The sequence below is a fragment of the Nocardia cyriacigeorgica genome, from assembly GCF_005863245.1.
Classification (GTDB): Bacteria; Actinomycetota; Actinomycetes; order Mycobacteriales; family Mycobacteriaceae; genus Nocardia; species Nocardia cyriacigeorgica_C.
In genome coordinates this window covers 53,539-73,239 of the sequence record NZ_VBUT01000004.1, presented here as the reverse complement: position 1 = coordinate 73,239, position 19,701 = coordinate 53,539, and the positions used below count along the sequence as shown (strand labels likewise).

22 protein-coding genes and 1 riboswitch are annotated in these 19,701 nt (G+C 68.8%); of the genes, 12 read left to right on the top strand and 10 right to left on the bottom strand.

The genetic code is table 11. The features are described 5' to 3' along the window. The first annotated feature begins 118 nt into the window (after positions 1-118). Positions 119-2,674, top strand: coding sequence for an ATP-dependent Clp protease ATP-binding subunit (locus tag FEK34_RS10270; protein ID WP_138447648.1), 2,556 nt, complete (start codon positions 119-121; stop codon positions 2,672-2,674). A 260-nt stretch (positions 2,675-2,934) separates the two neighbouring features. Here FEK34_RS10270 and FEK34_RS10265 read toward each other — a convergent pair whose 3' ends face one another. The 3 genes from FEK34_RS10265 to FEK34_RS10255 form a co-directional block, all read right to left on the bottom strand. Next, the gene (locus FEK34_RS10265) at positions 2,935-3,192 is read right to left on the bottom strand and encodes an SHOCT domain-containing protein (protein WP_138447647.1); all 258 of its coding nucleotides are present in this window, start codon (positions 3,190-3,192) and stop codon (positions 2,935-2,937) included. A gap of 153 nt (positions 3,193-3,345) precedes the next feature. Further along, positions 3,346-4,008, bottom strand: coding sequence for a response regulator transcription factor (locus tag FEK34_RS10260; RefSeq protein WP_138447646.1), 663 nt, complete (start codon positions 4,006-4,008; stop codon positions 3,346-3,348). After that, positions 4,005-5,744, bottom strand: a complete 1,740-nt coding sequence (locus tag FEK34_RS10255) for a histidine kinase (protein ID WP_349292424.1) — start codon at positions 5,742-5,744, stop codon at positions 4,005-4,007. The genes FEK34_RS10260 and FEK34_RS10255 overlap by 4 nt, the downstream gene beginning before the upstream one ends. Positions 5,745-5,931: 187 nt before the next feature. On the opposite strand from FEK34_RS10255, the gene FEK34_RS10250 reads away from it, so the two are divergent. Both FEK34_RS10250 and FEK34_RS10245 read left to right on the top strand, forming a co-directional pair. Further along, a complete protein-coding gene (locus tag FEK34_RS10250) occupies positions 5,932-6,831 on the top strand; it encodes an ABC transporter ATP-binding protein (RefSeq protein WP_138447645.1) in 900 nt (299 codons plus the stop codon). Then, positions 6,828-7,697, top strand: a complete 870-nt coding sequence (locus FEK34_RS10245; RefSeq protein WP_249358957.1) for an ABC transporter permease subunit — start codon at positions 6,828-6,830, stop codon at positions 7,695-7,697. The genes FEK34_RS10250 and FEK34_RS10245 overlap by 4 nt, the downstream gene beginning before the upstream one ends. 21 nt (positions 7,698-7,718) lie before the next feature. On the opposite strand, the gene FEK34_RS10240 is transcribed toward FEK34_RS10245, so the two are convergent. After that, positions 7,719-8,318: a TetR/AcrR family transcriptional regulator gene (locus FEK34_RS10240; RefSeq protein ID WP_138447644.1), complete on the bottom strand. Its 600-nt coding sequence runs from the start codon at positions 8,316-8,318 to the stop codon at positions 7,719-7,721. A 109-nt stretch (positions 8,319-8,427) separates the two neighbouring features. Here FEK34_RS10240 and FEK34_RS10235 point away from each other — a divergent pair, with 109 nt between their 5' ends. The 4 genes from FEK34_RS10235 to FEK34_RS10220 are packed head-to-tail and all read left to right on the top strand — an operon-like array spanning position 8,428 to position 10,414. Next, the gene (locus tag FEK34_RS10235; RefSeq protein ID WP_138447643.1) at positions 8,428-9,075 is read left to right on the top strand and encodes an FMN-dependent NADH-azoreductase; all 648 of its coding nucleotides are present in this window, start codon (positions 8,428-8,430) and stop codon (positions 9,073-9,075) included. Then, complete coding sequence (locus FEK34_RS10230; protein ID WP_138447642.1) at positions 9,075-9,395, top strand: DMT family transporter; 321 nt, start codon at positions 9,075-9,077, stop codon at positions 9,393-9,395. The genes FEK34_RS10235 and FEK34_RS10230 overlap by 1 nt, the downstream gene beginning before the upstream one ends. A gap of 60 nt (positions 9,396-9,455) precedes the next feature. Continuing rightward, entirely contained in the window at positions 9,456-9,911 is a 456-nt protein-coding gene (locus FEK34_RS10225; protein WP_138447641.1) for an SRPBCC family protein, read from the top strand. A gap of 59 nt (positions 9,912-9,970) precedes the next feature. Next, positions 9,971-10,414 carry an OsmC family peroxiredoxin gene (locus FEK34_RS10220; protein ID WP_138447640.1) on the top strand — a complete coding sequence of 148 codons (444 nt, stop codon included), beginning with the start codon at positions 9,971-9,973 and terminating at the stop codon, positions 10,412-10,414. Between the two features lie 205 nt (positions 10,415-10,619). On the opposite strand, the gene FEK34_RS10215 is transcribed toward FEK34_RS10220, so the two are convergent. The 3 genes from FEK34_RS10215 to FEK34_RS10205 all read right to left on the bottom strand — a co-directional run bounded on the left by FEK34_RS10215 (position 10,620) and on the right by FEK34_RS10205 (position 12,147). Then, positions 10,620-11,411, bottom strand: coding sequence for a CbtA family protein (locus FEK34_RS10215; RefSeq protein WP_138447639.1), 792 nt, complete (start codon positions 11,409-11,411; stop codon positions 10,620-10,622). Further along, complete coding sequence (locus FEK34_RS10210) at positions 11,402-11,605, bottom strand: CbtB domain-containing protein (RefSeq protein ID WP_138447638.1); 204 nt, start codon at positions 11,603-11,605, stop codon at positions 11,402-11,404. Before FEK34_RS10210 ends, FEK34_RS10215 begins: the two co-directional genes overlap by 10 nt. 31 nt (positions 11,606-11,636) lie before the next feature. Beyond that, positions 11,637-11,789: riboswitch (cobalamin riboswitch) on the bottom strand. Positions 11,790-11,826: 37 nt separating this feature from the next. Continuing rightward, on the bottom strand, positions 11,827-12,147 hold the full coding sequence (locus tag FEK34_RS10205; RefSeq protein WP_138447637.1) for an antibiotic biosynthesis monooxygenase family protein: 321 nt from the start codon (positions 12,145-12,147) through the stop codon (positions 11,827-11,829). Between the two features lie 79 nt (positions 12,148-12,226). Here FEK34_RS10205 and FEK34_RS10200 point away from each other — a divergent pair, with 79 nt between their 5' ends. Continuing rightward, complete coding sequence (locus tag FEK34_RS10200; protein ID WP_138447636.1) at positions 12,227-13,066, top strand: alpha/beta fold hydrolase; 840 nt, start codon at positions 12,227-12,229, stop codon at positions 13,064-13,066. Positions 13,067-13,350: 284 nt separating this feature from the next. Here FEK34_RS10200 and FEK34_RS10195 read toward each other — a convergent pair whose 3' ends face one another. Further along, the gene (locus tag FEK34_RS10195; protein ID WP_138447635.1) at positions 13,351-14,259 is read right to left on the bottom strand and encodes an A/G-specific adenine glycosylase; all 909 of its coding nucleotides are present in this window, start codon (positions 14,257-14,259) and stop codon (positions 13,351-13,353) included. Between the two features lie 101 nt (positions 14,260-14,360). Between FEK34_RS10195 and FEK34_RS10190 the strand changes: the two genes are divergently transcribed. Both FEK34_RS10190 and FEK34_RS10185 read left to right on the top strand, forming a co-directional pair. After that, entirely contained in the window at positions 14,361-14,984 is a 624-nt protein-coding gene (locus FEK34_RS10190) for a carbonic anhydrase (protein WP_138447634.1), read from the top strand. Between the two features lie 122 nt (positions 14,985-15,106). Then, on the top strand, positions 15,107-15,775 hold the full coding sequence (locus tag FEK34_RS10185; RefSeq protein WP_138447633.1) for a DUF4232 domain-containing protein: 669 nt from the start codon (positions 15,107-15,109) through the stop codon (positions 15,773-15,775). A gap of 46 nt (positions 15,776-15,821) precedes the next feature. Here the strand turns inward: FEK34_RS10185 and radA are convergent, their stop codons facing one another. Beyond that, positions 15,822-17,192 carry a DNA repair protein RadA gene (radA, locus tag FEK34_RS10180; protein ID WP_138447632.1) on the bottom strand — a complete coding sequence of 457 codons (1,371 nt, stop codon included), beginning with the start codon at positions 17,190-17,192 and terminating at the stop codon, positions 15,822-15,824. Positions 17,193-17,293: 101 nt separating this feature from the next. Further along, a complete protein-coding gene (locus FEK34_RS10175; RefSeq protein WP_138447631.1) occupies positions 17,294-17,977 on the bottom strand; it encodes a hypothetical protein in 684 nt (227 codons plus the stop codon). Positions 17,978-18,499: 522 nt separating this feature from the next. Here FEK34_RS10175 and carD point away from each other — a divergent pair. Both carD and ispD read left to right on the top strand, forming a co-directional pair. Then, on the top strand, positions 18,500-18,988 hold the full coding sequence (gene carD / locus FEK34_RS10170) for an RNA polymerase-binding transcription factor CarD (RefSeq protein ID WP_011206964.1): 489 nt from the start codon (positions 18,500-18,502) through the stop codon (positions 18,986-18,988). A gap of 29 nt (positions 18,989-19,017) precedes the next feature. Further along, positions 19,018-19,701 (top strand): 2-C-methyl-D-erythritol 4-phosphate cytidylyltransferase, encoded by a 684-nt coding sequence (gene ispD / locus FEK34_RS10165; protein ID WP_138448083.1) that lies wholly within the window; start codon positions 19,018-19,020, stop codon positions 19,699-19,701.

Below are 19,701 nucleotides of genomic sequence, written 5' to 3'. Positions count from 1 at the left end.
ACCCCCGGGCTTCATGGCAGGCTGACGGCTAGGTTCGTCGGGTTTGGCGCCCAGGTTTGTTCGACAGCACACTGCGGCGTCTGTTGCCAGAATGTCGGAGCAGGAGAGTGAGGGAGCGATGTTCGAGAGGTTCACCGACCGCGCGAGGCGCGTCGTTGTCCTGGCCCAAGAAGAGGCCCGGATGCTCAACCACAACTACATCGGCACCGAGCACATCCTGCTGGGGCTGATCCACGAGGGCGAGGGCGTCGCGGCCAAGTCGCTGGAGTCGCTCGGCATCTCGCTGGAAGGCGTGCGCAGCCAGGTGGAGGAGATCATCGGCCAGGGCCAGCAGGCCCCGTCCGGGCACATCCCGTTCACCCCGCGCGCCAAGAAGGTGCTGGAGCTGAGCCTGCGCGAGGCCCTGCAACTCGGCCACAACTACATCGGCACCGAGCACATCCTGCTCGGCCTCATCCGCGAGGGTGAGGGCGTGGCGGCGCAGGTGCTGGTCAAGCTGGGCGCCGATCTCAACCGGGTGCGCCAGCAGGTCATCCAGCTGCTGTCCGGTTACCAGGGCAAGGAGCCGGTCGAATCCGGTGCCCGCGGTGAGACCGGCACCCCGTCCACCTCGCTGGTGCTCGACCAGTTCGGCCGCAACCTGACCCAGGCCGCGCTCGAGGGCAAGCTCGACCCGGTCATCGGCCGCTCCAAGGAAATCGAGCGGGTCATGCAGGTGCTCAGCCGCCGCACCAAGAACAACCCGGTGCTGATCGGCGAGCCCGGTGTCGGTAAGACCGCCGTGGTCGAGGGCCTGGCCCAGGCCATCGTCAACGGCGAGGTTCCCGAGACGCTCAAGGACAAGCAGCTCTACACCCTCGACCTGGGTTCCCTGGTCGCGGGCAGCCGCTACCGCGGTGACTTCGAAGAGCGCCTGAAGAAGGTGCTCAAGGAAATCAATACCCGCGGCGACATCATCCTGTTCATCGACGAGCTGCACACGCTCGTCGGCGCGGGTGCCGCCGAGGGCGCGATCGACGCCGCCTCGATCCTGAAGCCGAAGCTGGCCCGTGGCGAGCTGCAGACCATCGGCGCCACCACCCTCGACGAGTACCGCAAGTACATCGAGAAGGACGCCGCCCTGGAGCGCCGGTTCCAGCCGGTCCAGGTGGGCGAGCCGACCGTCGAGCACACCATCAACATCCTCAAGGGTCTGCGCGACCGCTACGAGGCGCACCACCGGGTCTCCATCACCGACGGTGCCCTGGTCGCGGCCGCCACGCTGGCCGACCGCTACATCAACGACCGGTTCCTGCCGGACAAGGCGATCGACCTGATCGACGAGGCCGGCGCTCGCATGCGCATCCGCCGCATGACCGCACCGCCGGACCTGCGCGAGTTCGACGACAAGATCGCCGACGCCCGCCGCGAGAAGGAAAGCGCCATCGACGCGCAGGACTTCGAGAAGGCCGCGCGGCTGCGCGACAAGGAGAAGCAGCTCGTCGCCAAGCGGGCCGAGCGCGAGAAGCAGTGGCGCTCCGGTGATCTGGACGTCGTGGCCGAGGTCGACGACGAGCAGATCGCCGAGGTGCTGGCCAACTGGACCGGCATCCCCGTCTTCAAGCTCACCGAGGAGGAGACCACCCGTCTGCTCCGCATGGAGGACGAGCTGCACAAGCGGATCATCGGCCAGGAGGACGCGGTCAAGGCCGTCTCCAAGGCCATCCGCCGCACTCGTGCCGGCCTGAAGGATCCGAAGCGTCCGTCCGGTTCGTTCATCTTCGCCGGCCCGTCCGGTGTCGGTAAGACCGAGCTGTCCAAGGCGCTGGCGAACTTCCTGTTCGGCGACGACGACGCGCTCATCCAGATCGACATGGGCGAGTTCCACGACCGCTTCACCGCCTCGCGGCTGTTCGGTGCCCCTCCGGGCTACGTCGGCTACGAGGAGGGCGGCCAGCTCACCGAGAAGGTGCGCCGCAAGCCGTTCTCGGTGGTGCTGTTCGACGAGATCGAGAAGGCGCACCAGGAGATCTACAACACCCTGTTGCAGGTCCTCGAGGACGGTCGTCTCACCGACGGCCAGGGCCGCACCGTCGACTTCAAGAACACGGTGCTGATCTTCACCTCGAACCTGGGTACCTCCGACATCTCGAAGGCCGTCGGCCTCGGCTTCTCGCAGTCCAACGCCGAGGGCTCGAACTACGAGCGGATGAAGCTCAAGGTCAACGACGAGCTGAAGAAGCACTTCCGGCCCGAGTTCCTCAACCGCATCGACGACGTCATCGTCTTCCACCAGCTCACCACCGAGCAGATCGTGGAGATGGTGGATCTGATGATCAACCGCGTCGGTGTCCAGTTGAAGAACAAGGACATGGCGATGGAGCTCACCGATTCGGCCAAGAGCCTGCTGGCCAAGCGTGGTTTCGATCCCGTGCTCGGTGCCCGGCCGCTGCGCCGCACCATCCAGCGCGAGATCGAGGATCAGCTCTCGGAGAAGATCCTGTTCGGCGAGATCGGCCCCGGCCAGATCGTCACCGTCGACGTCGAGGGCTGGGACGGCGAAGGCTCCGGCGAGGACGCCAAGTTCACCTTCACCCCCAAGGCGAAGCTGACCAAGGCCGCCGCCGAGGAGAAGCCGGAGGTCGTGCTGACCGGCGCCGCCGAAGGCACCACCGAGGCCGCCGCCGGCGAGTAGTATCCCGAGTCGAGAACGGGCCCGCTTCCTGATGGGAGCGGGCCCGTTCGGCACTGGAGGGCGCGAATGACAGATCAAGATCGGCCCGATTCCTTTCGAAGCGACGGCAGCGCGCTTGCGGATACTCGGCATGCGGCCGAGTTGCGGCAAGCGGTAGCGGTATTGCGGTCGGTGCGCCTGGAGCTCGACCCGGCGTCGATGCGGGATGCGTGGTAGGCAAGGCCGCCAGCACCGTTGCTGCGGGTTGGCGCGTACCGCGATCACCTCTTCGTTTCGCGTAGTACCGCCAGGCGCTCGCGGTACTGCGCCTCGGTGATCTCGCCGCGCGCGTACGCGTCTCGTAACGCACCGACTCCGGTGTCGCGGCGGAACCGGGCGCGGCCGACCAGCACCGCGAGCACGATGATCGTGATCCAGAACAGCAGCGGGAAGATCCAGAAGAACGGCCAGGGATGCCAGCCGCCGTTGTAGTGGTCGGCGAGCAGGGTGGCGGTTTCGGGGGTCAGGTAAGTAGTCATGCCACGAGCGTGCGCCGGGGAGTGGTCGCGGCACATCGGCCGTGCGTTTCTGATTTCGCTACGCCTGGGCGCGTAGTCGGGCTCGCGGGTCGTGGCAGATCGGTCGCAGCGAGGCCGGGTAGCTCGGGGCTCGCGTGGACTCGGGCGGACGGCTCACTGCCAGCCCGGGCGCACCAAACCGGATTCGTATGCCAGGACGACCAATTGGGTGCGGTCGCGGGCGTTGAGTTTGGTGAGGATGCGGCTGACGTGGGTGCGGGCGGTGGCGGGGCTCATGAAGAGGCGTTCGCCGATTTCGGCGTTGGTCAGGCCCTCGGCGACCAGGGTGAGCACTTCACGTTCGCGGTCGGTGAGCTCGGAAAACGTTGCCGGCGGTGGCTGTTTGGCGTGTTCGGAGAACTCGGCGATGAGCCGGCGGGTGACGCCCGGGGACAGCAGCGCGTCGCCCGCGGCGACGACGCGGACCGCGCGCACCAGGTCGGCGGGCTCGGTGTGTTTGACCAGGAATCCGGTGGCGCCCGACCGCATGGCCTCGAAAACGTATTCGTCCAGTTCGAAGGTGGTCAGTACGACCACTTTCACGTCCGAGAGTTTGGGATCGTCGGCGATCATCCGGGTGGCGGCGAGGCCGTCGAGGATGGGCATCCGGATATCCATCAGCACCACGTCGGGTGTGAGCGCACGCGTCATTCGCACGGCCTGCTCCCCGTTGTCGGCCTCACCGACTACCTCGATACCGTCCTGTGCGTCGAGCAGGGCGACGAATCCGCCGCGGACCAGCGCCTGATCGTCGGCGACGAGCACCCGGATGGTCATTGCGGCTCCGTTCCGTGGCCGTCGGAGGCGTTGGGGTGGACCCGGCCGTTGGCTCCCGAGGGTGCCGTCGTGCGGGCGGCCTCCCGGTGCACGGCGGAGCTCGCACCCGAAGCGGTCGCGGGGGACCGCGCTGATCCCATCGCCGACGGACTGCCTTCGCCGTCCGTCGATGGTTCGGCGCCGAGGCGGCCGGGCCGACCGGATCGTGTGGACACGGATTCGGTATCCGATGCGGAAGCGGCGCGCTGGACGGGGGCGGTGCCCTTCGGCGACCCCTCTGCACCATCAGCCGCCCGCCCGGCCGGCTTCTGCTCAGCCGTCCCGTTCCCCGCGGTCGATTCCGCCCGTTGCCCCCGCTCGCTCGGCGCCACCGGCCGCACCGGCAGTCGCGCTGCCACCCGGAACCCGCCGCTGGGCCGCGGCCCGGCCGTCAGCGCCCCGCCGAGCGCGTGGGCCCGCTCCCGCATGCCGATGATCCCGTTGCCGCCGGTGGTTCCCGTGCGGACGGGGGCGCTGGTGGGGCGGGTGTTGTCGATGGTGAAGTCGACCGAGTCGGGGGTGTAGCGGACGGTGACGGTGGCGTCGGCGCCGGGCGCGTGCCGGACGACGTTGGTCAGCGACTCCTGGATGATCCGGGCGGCGGCTACGTCGATGACGCTCGGCAGCGGCGTAACGGTGCCGAGGACCCGGGTGTGCACGGTCAGCCCGGCTTCGCGGATGCGGTGCAGCAGTTCGTCCAGGTCGGCGATGCTCGGCGCGGGGCTGCGCGGGGCGGCCGGTTGTTCGGGTTGCTCGGCCTGCTCGGATTCGGTCGCGTTCTGGCCGCCGCCGTCGGCCGTGGAGTCCGGACCGAGGGCGTCGTCCTGCTGCGCCGGTCCCGGCAGCGTGGTGCGGCGCCGCCTGGCCCGCGCGCGACGTCTGCGGCCCCGGCTGGCGCGTTGATCCGGATCCGGTATCGCCTCGGGCTCGGCGTCGGCGTCCTCGCCGCCGACGGGGCTCCCGGTGCGGATGGTGTGCAGCAGCGTGTGCACCTCGGCGAGTGCGTCCTTGCTCGCGCCCTTGATGGCGGCCAATGCGGAGGCGGCCTGCTCCGGTTTCTTGTCGAACAGTTCCAGCGCCACCGAGGCCTGCACATTGATCAGCGACAGACTGTGGGCCAGTACATCGTGCAGCTCCCGGGCGATGGCCAGCCTTTCTTCGCTGGCCTGGCGCCTGCGCTGGGCTTCCTCGTCGCGCCGGGCGGCTTCGGCCCGCTGCCTGCGCGCTTCGAGCACCGCTTGGCGCTGCCGAATTCCCTCGGCGAGCCCGACCAGCACCGTCAGCCAGGCCATCAATCCGAAGATCTGCCACCCTTCGGTCGGGCGGCCGAGCAGCGCGGGCAGTGGCCAGACCATCACCAGGTAGCCGAGGGGCACCAGGGGATAGGTCCACCATCGCGAGCCGCGGGTCGCCGCGGTGAGGAAGGCGACGACCAGTGAGATGAAGATCGGCCCGAAACCGTAGTCCAGCGACAGGTAGCTCACGCACGCGGCGAGCGTGATCGCCAGCACCGGCAACGGCTGATATCTGCGGAAGACCAGCGCGATCGGCCCCGCCAGCAGTAGCGCGTAGCCGAGGGCGTCGAGTGAGCGCACTCCGGTCTGGCCGAAGTTGGCTCCGCGTCCGCCGAACACCTGCACCGCGGCGACGACAAGCGCCACCCCCCAGTCCCATCCGACCAGGCCCCGACCCGCCATCCCGAACTCCCGCACCTTATGCACCCTATTCGCCCAGTAGCCGGAATCCATCCGTACCGACACGTAATTCCCGGATACGCGCCGTGCACACCCTCGCATCCGCCCCGATCCGTACGACAACGGACGTACCCGAAACCGCGTCCGGCGACGGATGTGACCGCGCCGCGCGGCGAGGAGGGTTTCGGTCATGACGGATTCGATTGTGGTGACCAATGAGCTGACCAAGCGGTACGGCACCCATCTGGCGGTGGATCGGGTGGATATGCGGGTACGGCCGGGCGAGATCTACGGATTTCTCGGACCCAACGGTGCGGGCAAGACGACGACGTTGCGGATGCTCGCCGGGTTGATCGCGCCGAGCTCCGGCTCGGCAACGGTGCTCGGCCATGACCCGGGCGATCCCGCGGTGGTGCGCCGCATCGGCGTGCTGATCGAGGGGCCGGGGTTCTATCCGTACCTGTCGGGCCGCGACAACCTGCTGGTCATGGCCCGATACCGCGGGCTCGGCCCAACTCAGGTGAACGAAGCCTTGCAGCGGGTGGGCCTGGCCGGACGCGCCGACGACCGTTACCGCACTTATTCGCTCGGCATGAAGCAGCGCCTCGGCGTCGGCGCCGCGCTGCTCGGCCGCCCGGATCTGCTGATCCTGGACGAACCGACCAACGGCCTCGATCCGGCCGGCATGGCGGAAATGCGTTCGCTGATCACCGATCTGGCCGCCGACGGGCACACCGTGTTGCTGTCGAGCCACATGCTCAGCGAGGTGCAGGAGATCTGTGACCGGGTCGGCGTCATCTCCGGCGGCAAGCTGCTGGCCGAGCAGACGGTGGCCGAATTGCGCGGCGCCGCATCGCTGTTGGTGCGCGCCGAACCGGCAGATATCGCCTTTCCAGCGATCCGTGCGGTGCTGGGCGCGCCGGTCATGCTCACCGCCGCCGGTATCCGGGTCGAGGCGAGTGCGGACGCGGCACCGAAAATCGCTCGCGCCGTAGTCGAATCGGGCGCCGACCTGCTCGAACTTCGCGTCGACGAGAAATCCCTCGAGGAAGTGTTCTTCGAGATGACCGGTCTGGAGGCAGTGAAATGAGTGTGCGCACCTCGGCGATGTCGGATCTGGTGGCCAGTATGCGAGCCGAGCGGCTGCGGCTGACGAAATGGCCCGCGTTCTGGATCGTTCTCGGCACCTGGATCCTGCTCAACCTGACCTTCGCCTACCTGTTCAACTACCTGGCCTACCGGTCCGGAGAGCAGACCTCGATGTCGGACGGGCTGCCGAAAGACCAACTGCTCCAGCAATTGCTGCCCGCCGCGGTGCCGGAGGTGTTCACGCAGGGCATGGCCATGTTCGGTGGTGCGCTGATGCTGATCCTCGGCGCGCTGGCCATCGGTAGCGGCTACGGGTGGGGGACCTGGAAGACCGTGCTCACCCAGGGGCCCTCGCGGATCGTCGCGATCGCGGCGACGTTGATCTGCCTCGCGATCGTGGTGGTGGGGCTGGTGGTGGTCGCCTTCGCGGTGGATCTCGGGGTCGCCTCGCTGATCGCGAGTAGTGAATCGCAGCAGCTGGTGATGCCGTCGGTGCGGCATTCGCTGGACGGAATCGTCAGCGGCAGCCTGATTCTGGGCATGTGGACGCTGGCGGGCGCGTTGATCGGCGCGATCGCGCGTGGCCCGGCGCTGGCCGTCGGTCTCGGGCTGGTGTGGGTGCTGGTGGTGGAGAATCTGCTGCGCGGTGTGGCGGGCATCTTCGCGCCGATCGAGGCCGTCACCGATCTGCTGCCGGGCACCGCAGCGGGCTCGCTGGCAGGAGCCATGCGCAGCACCGATGCCGCACCGACGCCAGGCGTGCTCGACATCCTGACCCGCACCGAATCCGTGCTCGCGCTGACGATCTACACCGCGGTCTTCGCGCTGACCACGATCTGGCTGATCCGCCGCCGCGATCTGGTCTGAGTCCGCGATCCGGTCCGGCTCTCAGCGCCCGAGCAGGGCGTGTGCGAGCCGGCCCAAGGCCCCGGCGATCTGCGCCGGGGCCAAGCCGCGTGCGCGTTGGGTCTGGTAGACCTCGGCGGCCAGCGGTGCGAGCAGTGGGTCGACCATGGCGTCTGCGTCGTCCACACCGGCGGCCCGCAGCAGCGAACGGACATGCGCGAACCAGAACCCGTAGGCGCCCGTGGTGAAGCGAGCACCCCCGGTTTCAGCCCCGAGTACCAGCGCGGAATGGGTGTCGAGCAGTTCCACCATGGCCGCGTAGAAGGCGGCCAGCCGTTCGGCCGGCGGTGCGCCCGGTCCGAGCGGCGGCTCACCGCGTAACAGCTGTTCTTGCAGGGCCCGTTCGTGCTCGTCGAGCAGCGCGACCGCGATCGAATTCGTGTCCGGATAGCGGCGGTACAGGGTGCCGCGGCCGACGCCCGCGGCCTTGGCGATGTCGTCCATGGTCACCGTGCGCGGGTCGCGCGCGGCGAAGAGTTCGGCCGCCGCCGCGAGCACCTTGGCCCGGTTGCGGGCGGCGTCGGCGCGCTCGGCGGGAGCGCTGCCCGAGCCGCTGGACAGCAGGTCGGCAGGGGATTCCATGACGGCGACTGTAGCCCACCCGGAGATATGTGGACAAGATGTCCGCTTCTGCTCTACAGTCCTCGATGTAGGCAAGTGGACACAATGTCCGGTTGATGGAAGGAATCCGATGACCACCCTGCTGCACCTGGACGCGAGCGCCCGCACTCGGTCGATCAGCCGCACCCTGAGCGCCGCGTTCGCCGACGAATGGCGTGCGGGCAACCCGGACGGCGGCTACCGCTACCGCGATCTCGCACTGGATCCGGTGCCGTTCATCGACCAGGGCTGGACCGAATTATGCGATCTCGTGCTGGCCAACGGCAGCACCGAACTCGAGCGCATCGGCGATCTGGCGCGCACTCCGGGCCAGCGCGCGGCCTGGTCGGTCACCTGGCCGCTGCTCGAGGAGTTGCTCGCCGCCGACGTCGTCCTCATCGGCACGCCCATGTACAACTATTCGGTTCCGGCCTCGCTGAAGGCGTGGATCGACCAGGTGGCGTTTCCTCGAATGTCGCTGGGCCACCGTCGATTCGTGGTGACAACTGCGCGTGGCGGCGCCTACTCGCCCGGCTCGCCCAAGGCCGGATTCGATCACCAGGAACGCTATCTGCGCGATTTCTTCGCCGGTCATTTCGCGGTCGCCGACGCGGTGTTCGTCAATGCGGAACTGGCCAATTCCCGGCTCGATCCTGGCCTGGCGCATCTGCGCGCCGAACACGACCGGTCCTACGACCGTGCTCTGGAAACGGTGCGGAAACTGGCACGGGAGTACTGATGAGCTGGTTGATCCTCGTTATCGCCGGCTTGGTGGAAATCGCCTGGTCCCAGTCCATCAAGCCGACCGAGAATTTCACCCGTCCGCTGCCGACGCTGCTGTGCTTCGCGCTCGGGGCGTTCGCGGTCTATCTGTTGTCGCGGGCCATGCAGACGCTGCCGGTCGGCACCGCGTACGCGGTCTTCACCGGAATCGGCGCGGTCGGTGCGATCGTGCTCGGCATGGTCGTGCATCGTGATCCGTTGAGCGCGGGACGATTTGTGGCATTGTCGCTGATCGTCGGCGGAATCGTGCTGGCCAAAGTGACCAATCCTGGATGATCGGATCACCGCTGTGGCAAACGGTCCGACGGGTCCTCGGGCGCGGGTAAGGTCGGTCTGATGGTCGATCAGCATGTGCGTTATCCGGACCTGTCGGCACGGCCTCACGAGCTCACCGTCGAACGGGTCATGACCGCGTCACCGACATTGTTGTACCTGGCCTGGACCCAGGGCTTCGATATCTGGTTCGCGATCCCCGAATCGGTCCGCATGCGCCCGCAGGTGGGCGAACCCTTCTACTTCGAAGCCGACAATCAGGGCACGCCCGTCCCGCATTACGGTCGCTTCCTGCGGCTCGAGCCGGACCGCCGCATCGAGCTGACCTGGGTCACCGGCGAGGGCGGCACCGAGGGCGCGGAGACCGTGGTCCGGGTGGAATTCGTGAAACAGCCGCGCGGAATCCGAATCAAGTTGCGGCACAGCGGTTTTCCGAATCAGGAATCCTGCGATCGGCATCGCGCCGCGTGGCCCGCCGTGCTGGAGCAGCTGGACAAACGAACCTCTGCCGCAGTCTGAGCGGTCCGGGTAGGTTCGAGCGGAGAATCTATCGACAACCGATCGTGGAAAGGACTGTGATGCCCACACGTACCGCGCGCACCGCATGGACCGGCGGCCTTCAGGACGGCACCGGACAGGTCGAGCTGGCCAGCTCGGGTGCAGGCAAGTACGACGTGTCGTGGCCGAAGCGGACCGCCGACACTGCCGATGGCACCACCAGCCCGGAGGAGCTGATCGCGGCCGCGCATTCGTCCTGCTACTCGATGGCGTTGTCGGCCGAGATCGGCAATGCCGGCGCTACCCCGCGCAGCCTCGACGTCACCGCCGACGTCACCTTCGGGCCGGACCCGGCGGGCGGTTTCCGCATCAGCGGCATCAAGATCACCGTCCGCGGCCGGGTCGACGGCCTGGACGAGGCCGGTTTCCGCACCGCCGCCGAAGCCGCCAAGGCCGGCTGCCCGGTGAGCAAGGCTTTGGCCGGCGTCGACAACATCAGCCTGGACGCCGCACTGGAGTCCTGAGCGCGAGCGCCCGGGTTCCCTGCGCGGGAATCCGGGCGTCTTTGCAGGTGGGCGGCCCGTGCCGGCCCCTCGGCGACTCCGCACAGCAGTGCGGCCATCAACGCGGTGAAGGCCACCGTCACCGCGTGCGGCCTGGTATCCGGTATCGACGAGAAGAGCAGTGCCGGTCATGGAAACCGACACTGCCCGTGGATTTCGCTGCGAATCAGCCTGCGGTAGCAGCCGCCGGTATCGGGGTGCGAGACCGGTCGGTGAACTCGGTGAGCATCGCGTAGCCGAGGCCGAGGCATGCCCACAGCGTGGTCGAGACCGCGAGCGAGGAGACCCGGAACTCCCACAGCAGGCTCGCCGGGAAGTCGGCGCCCACCTCGTTCACGCCGGGCAACACGACGTAGCCGATGGCGCCGAGCAGCACGAACGCCGCGACACCCGCGGTCAATCGCAGGGTATACGGGCGGCCGGTGAGCAGCTTCCACACATACACACCCGCACCCACCGCGGCCAGGCCGAGCAGCACCGCCGCCAGCCACAGCAGCGTCCGGTCGTTGATCGTCTCCGGATCACCCACCGCGGGCGGGTTGGCCGGGTACTTGAAGAACGGCACCGCGACGATCGCGGCCCAGCCGCCGACACCGAGCCCGAGCGCGAGCTTCGGCCCGGACAGCGCGGTGTAGCGCCGGGCGACATGGGCGACCGCGCCGAAGATCGCACCGAACGCCATCCCGGCCAGCCCGAGCGCGAGGAACTGGCCCGCCTTCTGGCCGGAGCGGCTGACCAGCGGTTCTTCCTCGTCGCCGTGGGAGTGTCCGCCGGCGGCCTGCTCGCCGTGCGCATGTCCGCCCGATTCGGCGGCCGCGCCGGCTTCCTCGATGGCGATCGCCGCCTCCACCTTGGGCTCGCCGACGAAATACCCGACGGTGCCCGCCAGCAGGCCGGCGATCAGGCCGGCCAGCAGACCACGAAGCAACAGGGTGCGCAGAGTTCCGGTCAGTGGCACGGAAGACCCAGCAGGTGACGTCCGTCGTGCATCAGCTCATGCATGAACATCCCGCTGCGCGAGATGGCGCCCTGATCGAATCCGACCAGGTAGAGAGTGAGCAGTGCGAGCAGAACGACACCGACCGTGATGAGCACGGTGGCCAGGGAATCGGTGACCCGGGTGGATACGCCAGGGGTGTGCACGAAGGCCATTACAGTCCTCCTTGGGATAAACGCGTCCCGTCGAAGTGGTCGCGAAGGTGCCGGTGTCTGGCTTTCCGGCACCGAACCCGGTGGCTGGAACACAGTGGCGCGACCGCTCCGGATTTGCACCGGATTACCGCGTCACCTACGCGTTTGTCCCTCGAACTGTGACACCCCGCAGCGGCCGTCGTCAATATCGGGTGGCGACGGCTGCCGGGTGGAATGACGCATCAGCTCGCGGAGGCGCCCTTGCCCGCGACGTCGAGCACGACCTCGAATTCGAGCAGCGAGGCACCGGTGGCGACCGGCTTCTGCTGCTGACCCGCATGCGCCTCACGGGCCGGGCCGTCACGCCAGGCGGCGAAGGATTCTTCCGAATCCCATTGCGTCACCACGAAGTACCGGTTCTCACCCGCGGTCGGCCGCAGCAGCTGGAAGCCGAGGAAGCCCGGCGAGTTCTCCACCGCGTGCGCCCGGTGCGCGAACCGCTTCTCCAGCTCGGGGCCCGCGCCCTCGGGAACCTCGATCGCATTGATCTTCACAACAGACATGCCACGATTGTGCCCCTTCGTCCCGCGGCCGCAGGCAGGTGCGACCGGTATCACCGACGGGTGCGGCACAATCGCGGACGTGTTGTACGACGAAGGCGGGACGGGCACGCCGCTGCTGCTGTTGCACGGCCTGATGGGCAGCGCCCGCACCTGGCGCGATCACCTGGACTGGCTGCGCGGCTTCGGCCACGTGTACACCTTCGACGCAGCCGGGCACGGCAGACCGGCCCCCGCCGAGCTGAGCACCGAGGCCTTCGTCGCCGATCTGGCCGACGCGACCGCGTCCATCACCGAGCCGATGGTGGTGATCGGGCATTCGATGGGCGGGCTGCACGCCTGGATGTTCGCCGCGCAGTACCCCGAGCGGGTGAAAGCGCTGGTGGTCGAGGATATGGCCCCGGATTTCACCGGCCGCACCGCCGCGCACTGGGCCGCGATGATCGAGGCCTGGCCGCAGCCGTTCCCGGACGAGCAGGCGGTGCTCGACTTCTTCGGCCCGGTCGCCGGACGCTACTTCCTCGCCTCCTTCGACCACGGCCCCGACGGGTATCGCCTGCACGGCTCGGTGTCGACGTTCCGCGACATCTCCGAGGAGTGGGGCACCAGGGACTTCTGGACCCAATGGCGCACGATCCGGGTGCCCGCCCTGCTGATCGAGGGTGAGCACACCATCACCCCGCCGGGCCAGATGCGCGCGATGGCGGAAGTTCATCCCGGCGCCGAATACGTGCTGGTTCCCGATGCCGGTCACCTGGTGCACGACGATCAGCCCGGGCGTTATCGGGCGCAGGTGAGCGAATTCCTGAGCCGCGTGCTCGGCGGCGTGTCGCCGGACGATGCCGAGCGCCCGGGGCTCGAACGCACATCGCCCGATGCTCCGGCGACCGCAGTTGCGTCGGATGAGAGACCGGCTGACTGATTCGAGCGCGGCCCCACAGACAATGGCGACCGCGCGAATGTGGCAGGGCCGAGCGGTGATGCGGGCACATCGCATATCGACCATGGCGTCGCCGCTTACAGGTGGTTTCCGCCCACCTTCGAGCGACTCGGTGCGCGCGTTGTCGCTCGGAGGTGGGCGAACGCATGTGTACCGGCACGGTAGTGACGCGAACGCCCCGGCCGAGATCTGCGACGCATGTCGGGCACGCGCGCAGCGGAACCTCTGCGGGGCCGCGCGTCAACGCAGGAGATGGCCGCGTCGGCTCAGCTGCCGGGTTCGCGGTGCCCGGCCTCGCCGGCGAGCGCGAACAGCCCGTCGGCGGTTTGCTCGATCAGCCCGTCCACCAGCAGTGAATCCAGGGCCCGGTCCCGCTGGCCGGGATCGCGGGTCCAGGCCATATCCAGCCGAATCCGTTCCACCGGGCCGGACGCAGCTCTGAGCACGTCCATCAGCCGGCCCCGCGCCTGCCGGTCGGTGCCCTCGTACTTCTGCGTGCGCCGCACCACCTGCGCCGCGGGCCGGCCCGCCTCGTTCCACGCGCAGCGCGGCAGCGGGCAGTCATCGCAGCCGGGGGAGCGGGCGGTGCAGATCAGCGCACCCAGCTCCATCAGGGCAGCGGAGAAGGTCGCGGCGCGCGGGACCGACGCGGGCAGCAGCGCCTCGGTCTCACGCAGATCCCTTGCCGACGGATTACCCGCATCGGCGCGGCCGTGTACCGCGCGCGCGACCACCCGGCGAACATTGGTGTCCACCACCGGAACTCGCTGCCCATAGGCGAAACACGCGACGGCACGGGCGGTGTAATCGCCGATGCCGGGCAGGCCGAGCAGCACCTCGACGTCCTCGGGCACCCGATCACCGTGCTCGCTCGCCAGCACCCGGGCGCATTCGTGCAGCCGCAGCGCGCGCCGCGGATAGCCGAGCTTGCCCCACGCCCGCAGCACCTCCGCCTGCGATGACGCCGCCATGGCCGAGGGCACCGGCCAGCGCGCCACCCATTCCCGCCAGATCGGCTCGACCCGCGCCACCGGGGTCTGCTGGAGCATGATCTCGCTCATCAGGATCTGCCAGGCACTCACGCCGGGGCGCCGCCAGGGCAGATCGCGCGCGGTCACCCGGTACCAGTCCAGCAGTGCGTCGTGATCCACCGCGCCTGTCTCTGACGTCCTCACCTGCTGCTCACCGCGTTCACTCGGGCCTGGCCAGATGGTGTTAGCGACCCCGTAACGGGAACCGACTCGTCGGTAACACTCGATCTGTGCAAAATGGACACATGCCTCAGTCGAACCCGATCAGCGCCTGGAAGTCCCTCCGCGACGGTAACGACCGTTTCGTCAACGGCACGTTGCTGCATCCTAATCAGGGTGCCGCGGACCGAGCCAAGCTCGTGGGCGGTCAGCACCCGACCGCCATCCTCTTCGGCTGCGGCGACTCCCGCGTGGCCGCCGAACTCATCTTCGACCAGGGCCTCGGCGACATGTTCGTGGTGCGCACCGCCGGTCACGTCGTCGACTCGTCGGTGCTCGGCTCCATCGAATACGGCGTGCAGATCCTCAACGTGCCGCTGATCGTGGTGTTCGGCCACGACAGCTGCGGCGCGGTGAAGGCCACCCTCGACGCCCTCGACGGCGGCGAGGTCCCCGGCGGCTTCATCCGCAGCCTGGTCGAGCGCGTCACCCCGTCGGTGCTGATCGGCCGCCGCGAAGGACTGACGACCGTCGACGAGTTCGAAGCGCGCCACGTCCAGGAGACCGCCGAGCTGCTGCGTCAGCGCTCCTCGATCATCGCCGACCGGGTCGCCAACGGGCAGCTCGCGATCGCCTGTGTCACCTACACCCTGGCCGACGGCAAGGCCAAGCTGCACAGCTCGATCGGTGACATCGGCGAGGTCGCCTGAGCCTCGATCGCTCACATACGCCCAGCTCTCGGTGGGTACGCGGGGCGTCGCCGACACGGTTGACGCCCCGACACGCCGTGCCCCTGAGTTGCTGTGCCGAGCGGTGCGCTTACCGTTGACTCGTGCTGGAACCGAATGGACCGCTGCCTCCGGAGATCTATTGGCGGCGACGTGTTTTTGCCATCGGCGTGCTGCTCGTCGCGCTCGTGCTGGTGATCTGGCTGGTGGTCGCGGTATCGCGGGGCGGGGATTCACCCGGCGATACCCAGGCGGCGGCGACCTCGTCGACCGAGACGAACAAGCCCGCGGGCCAGGCGTCGACGAAGAAGGAGCCCGCGGCCGAGTCGTCCACGCCGTCCGGCTCCGGCACCCCGAGCAGCGGCGCGCCGGTGGCCGCCGGTCAGTGCTCGGACCAGTCGCTCGCGGTGAAGGTGACCGTCGCCCAGCCCACCTACCGGGTGGGTGAGCAGCCGGTCTTCGGCATCGTGATCACCAATATCTCCGCCGATCCCTGCACCCGCGATATGGGGTCGGGGCTCCAGCAGGTTTCCGTGCACACCCTCGACGGCCAGCGACGGCTGTGGGCCAGTACCGATTGCTATCCGGACGGCGAACCCGACGTGCGCACCTTGCAGCCGGGCGAGCAGGCCGCCTTCACCGTCACCTGGACCGGCGCGACCTCCCAGCCGGAATGCGCCGGGGAGCGGGTGCAGGTGCCCGCGGGCGCGTACACCGTGGTCGCGCAGTTGGGCGCGATCCGCAGCGCGCCGGAGCCGTTCAATATCGCCTGAGTCGGACGCCGCCGGGTCGGGTGCGGTGATCGCCGTCGCGTGCCCGTCAGCCCTTGCCTTTGCTGAGCCCTGCCATCCGGATCGCACCGCGCAGTGACGTCGCCTCGATCAATTTCATCGGCGTCGATTTCGCATCGGTTCCCGGCGGCACGATCGCGGTGGTGAAGCCGAGCCGCTCGGCTTCGGCCAGCCGGCGCGCGGTCGCGGTGACCCGGCGCACCTCACCGGCCAGGCCCACCTCGCCGAGGATCACCCAGCCGGGTTCGATGGCGGTATCGCGGGCGGAACTGGCGATGGCCAGTGCCACCGCGAGATCGGCGGCAGGCTCGACCAACCGCATGCCGCCGACGGTGGCCGCGTAGATGTCTTGTTTGCCCACATAGAACCCGCAGCGGCTCTGCAAGACCGCCAGAATCATCGCGACGCGGTTGTAGTCGAGCCCGCTCACCGCGCGCCGCGGCGCGGGCACCTGGGTGTCCACGGTCAGGCCCTGGACCTCGCCGACCAGCGGGCGTTTGCCGTCCAGCGCCACGGTGACCGCGGTGCCAGGTACCGAATCGGTGCGATGGTGCAGGAACAGCCCCGACGGGTCGGCCACCCCGGTGATGCCGTCGTCGTGCAGTTCGAAACAGCCCACCTCGTCGGCGCTGCCGAAGCGGTTCTTGATGCCGCGCACCATGCGCAGCGTGGAGTTCTTGTCGCCTTCGAACTGCAACACCACGTCCACCAGATGTTCGAGGGTGCGCGGACCCGCGACGGCGCCGTCCTTGGTGACGTGCCCGACCAGCAGCACCGCGATCCCACTGGATTTCGCCAGCGAGGTGAGCGCCGCCGTCACCGCGCGTACCTGGGTGACGCCGCCGATCACGCCATCGGTATCCGGCGCGAGCATGGTCTGCACCGAATCGACCACCAGCAGCGTCGGCCGCACCTGCTCGACATGCCCGAGCACGATCGACAGGTCCGATTCCGCCGCCAGATACACCCGCTCGTGCACCGCCCCGGTGCGGTCGGCCCGCAACCGCACCTGCCCCGCCGACTCCTCGGCGGTCACATACAGCGCGCGCTCGTCACGAGCGGCCGCCCAGCGATGGGCGACCTCGAGCAACAACGTCGACTTGCCCACCCCCGGCTCGCCCGACAGCAACACCACCGACCCGGCGACCACCCCACCGCCGAGCACCCGGTCCAACTCCGCCACGCCGGTGGACCTGGCGGCGGTGAGCTGGGAATCGACCTGCGAGATCGGCGAGGCGGCCGTACTCGGCAGCATGGCCCGACGTCCGGCGGGCGCGGCTACCGAGGGCGCGATCTCCTCCACGGTGCCCCAGGCACCGCAGTCGGGACACTTGCCCACCCATTTGGCGACCTCGTGCCCGCACGCGGAGCACTGAAAGACCGGCTTGCTCTTTGCCACAGCCGCACCCTACGCATCCGCACCGACATCGCCGCTCCCGCAACGGTGAACGGCCGCCGCATCCGAGGATGCGACGGCCGTTGCGCTGTGGTTCGGGAGGCTCAGTGCCCGCCCTTGGCGCCACCTTCGCTCGCGCGCGACAGGTCGGATTCGTGGCGCTCGGCCACGGTGCCCGCGTCGACCGGCACCTGCATCTGCACGGTGCCGTTCTCCTTGAAGTCGAAGGTCACCGTGTAGGTGAGGCCCGGGGTGATGTCCTTGGTCAGGCCGGTGATCTCGATGCGCGCCGGATCGGCCTCGGGGTCTTCGCCCTCGGCGGCGGCCGGGGCCGCGGTGGTGGTCGGCGCGGCGGTGGTGGTCCCGGCGCCGTGCTGCTCGCCGGAGCTGCCGTGCTCGTCGGAGGAACCGTGCTCGCCCGCGGCGGCGGTGGCGTCGGCGCCCGCGGCCACGACGGTCTGCTGCGGCTTCAGCTTCAGCGTCGAACCGCCATCGGGGGCGGTGATCTTCACTTCGCCCAGATCGGTGCTGATCTTGGTGAGCTCGTCGGCGGTGGTCTCGCTGGTGTTGACGAACGACAGCGCCAGCACGGCCTTGCCGCCGGTGGCATTGGTGTGCTCGCCGCTGGGCGGGTAGACGATGTGCACGTTGCGCAGCGAGATCTTGCCGACGTCGGCGTGGTTGCCGTTGATCGCGGCCACCTGGTCGGCGGTCTGCGAGATCTGGCCGGCGCTGCAGCCGGTCAGGGCGAGCGCCGCGCCGGCCGCCAGGGCGGCAACCATCGTCATGCGACGCCGCGGGGTCGTACCTGCCGCCGGGGCGGTCACAGCTGTCAGGGCAGTCACGGGTTGTCCTCCATGTCGAGCGGGCTCACTCCAACTAGGGACTGTAGTAGTTGGCCGGGAGAACCGGGCGCGCGGGGAGTAGGTGTTGGGTTCGGATTGCCCGCACGCGCGCGGGTGCCTATGTCTGTGCCCGGCCGGGCGCGGACGCGCGTGCGCCCGGTCGCGCGTAGGTGCGTGCGCGCGTGCGCCCGGCCGCGCGTGCGCGAGGGGCGACGCGCGGAAGCGTTGTCTCGGGGTGATCACGATTCGCGGTTGTGCGCGCGGCTGTGCGCAGTGCTACTGTCCCGCTGGGTTTCCCGGCGCTCGAAAGGCCAGGAGGTAACTCGTTCTGGCACAACGCAATGCACATCTCGCAGATTCTGTCAAGCCCCGAGGTCGGCCCGTTGTGGCCCTGACCTGCACAGTTGATCGCGCCGTTATCGAGCCGCATGTTAAACTGTGAACATCGAAAGGGGCACGGGACACATGATTTTTAAGGTCGGAGACACCGTCGTTTACCCCCACCACGGAGCGGCGCTGATCGAAGCTATCGAGACTCGCACCATCAAGGGTGAGCAGAAAGAGTATCTGGTCCTGAAGGTCGCCCAGGGTGACCTGACTGTTCGGGTTCCCGCGGAGAATGCGGAATACGTCGGCGTCCGCGACGTCGTCGGGCAGGAAGGTCTCGATCGGGTTTTCCAGGTGCTACGTGCGCCACATACGGAAGAGCCGACCAACTGGTCCCGCCGCTACAAGGCCAACCTGGAGAAACTCGCCTCCGGCGATGTGAACAAGGTGGCCGAGGTCGTCCGCGATCTGTGGCGTCGGGAGCAGGACCGCGGATTGTCCGCGGGCGAGAAGCGGATGCTGGCGAAGGCCCGGCAGATCCTCGTCGGTGAGCTCGCGCTCGCCGAGGGAACCGATGACGGCAAGGCCGAGACGCTGCTCGACGAGGTTCTCGCAGCGGCTTCCTGACCGTGAACAGCTCGGACGGCCGCGGCCGCATGGTCGCGTTGGTGCCTGCCGCCGGCCGTGGCGTGCGCCTGGGTGAATCGACACCCAAGGCGTTCGTCGCGGTCGGCGGTACACCTATGCTCAGATCCGCCGTCGATGGGCTGCTCGCCTCGAATGCCGTAGACGAGATAATTGTCATGGTTCCGGCCGACCTGGTGCAGACCGCAGTCGCCCTCCTGCCGTCGTCCGCGCCGGTTCGCGTCGTCGTCGGCGGGGCCGAACGCACCGATTCGGTCCGCGCTGGAATCGCGGCCGCCCCGCAGGCCGCCTACTACCTCGTCCACGACGCCGCCCGCGCGCTCACCCCACCCGAACTGATCGCCCGGGTGGCCGCTGAGCTGCGCGCGGGCCATGCGGCGGCCGTGGTGCCGGCGCTACCGGTCGTCGACACCGTCAAGTCGGTGGACGAGCACGGCGTCGTCACCGGAACACCGGACCGATCGGCCCTGCGCGCCATCCAGACCCCGCAGGGATTCGCGGCCGATTTGCTGCGCGCCGCCTACGCCACCGACGTCGCCGCCACCGACGATGCCGGGCTGGTCGAGCGCCTCGGCCATCCGGTGCGCACGGTGCCAGGCGATCCACTCGCTTTCAAGATCACCACCCAGCTCGATCTGCGCCTGGCCGAGGCCGTCCTGGCCGGCGCCGAACTTCCCGTGGCGGGTGTGCGATGA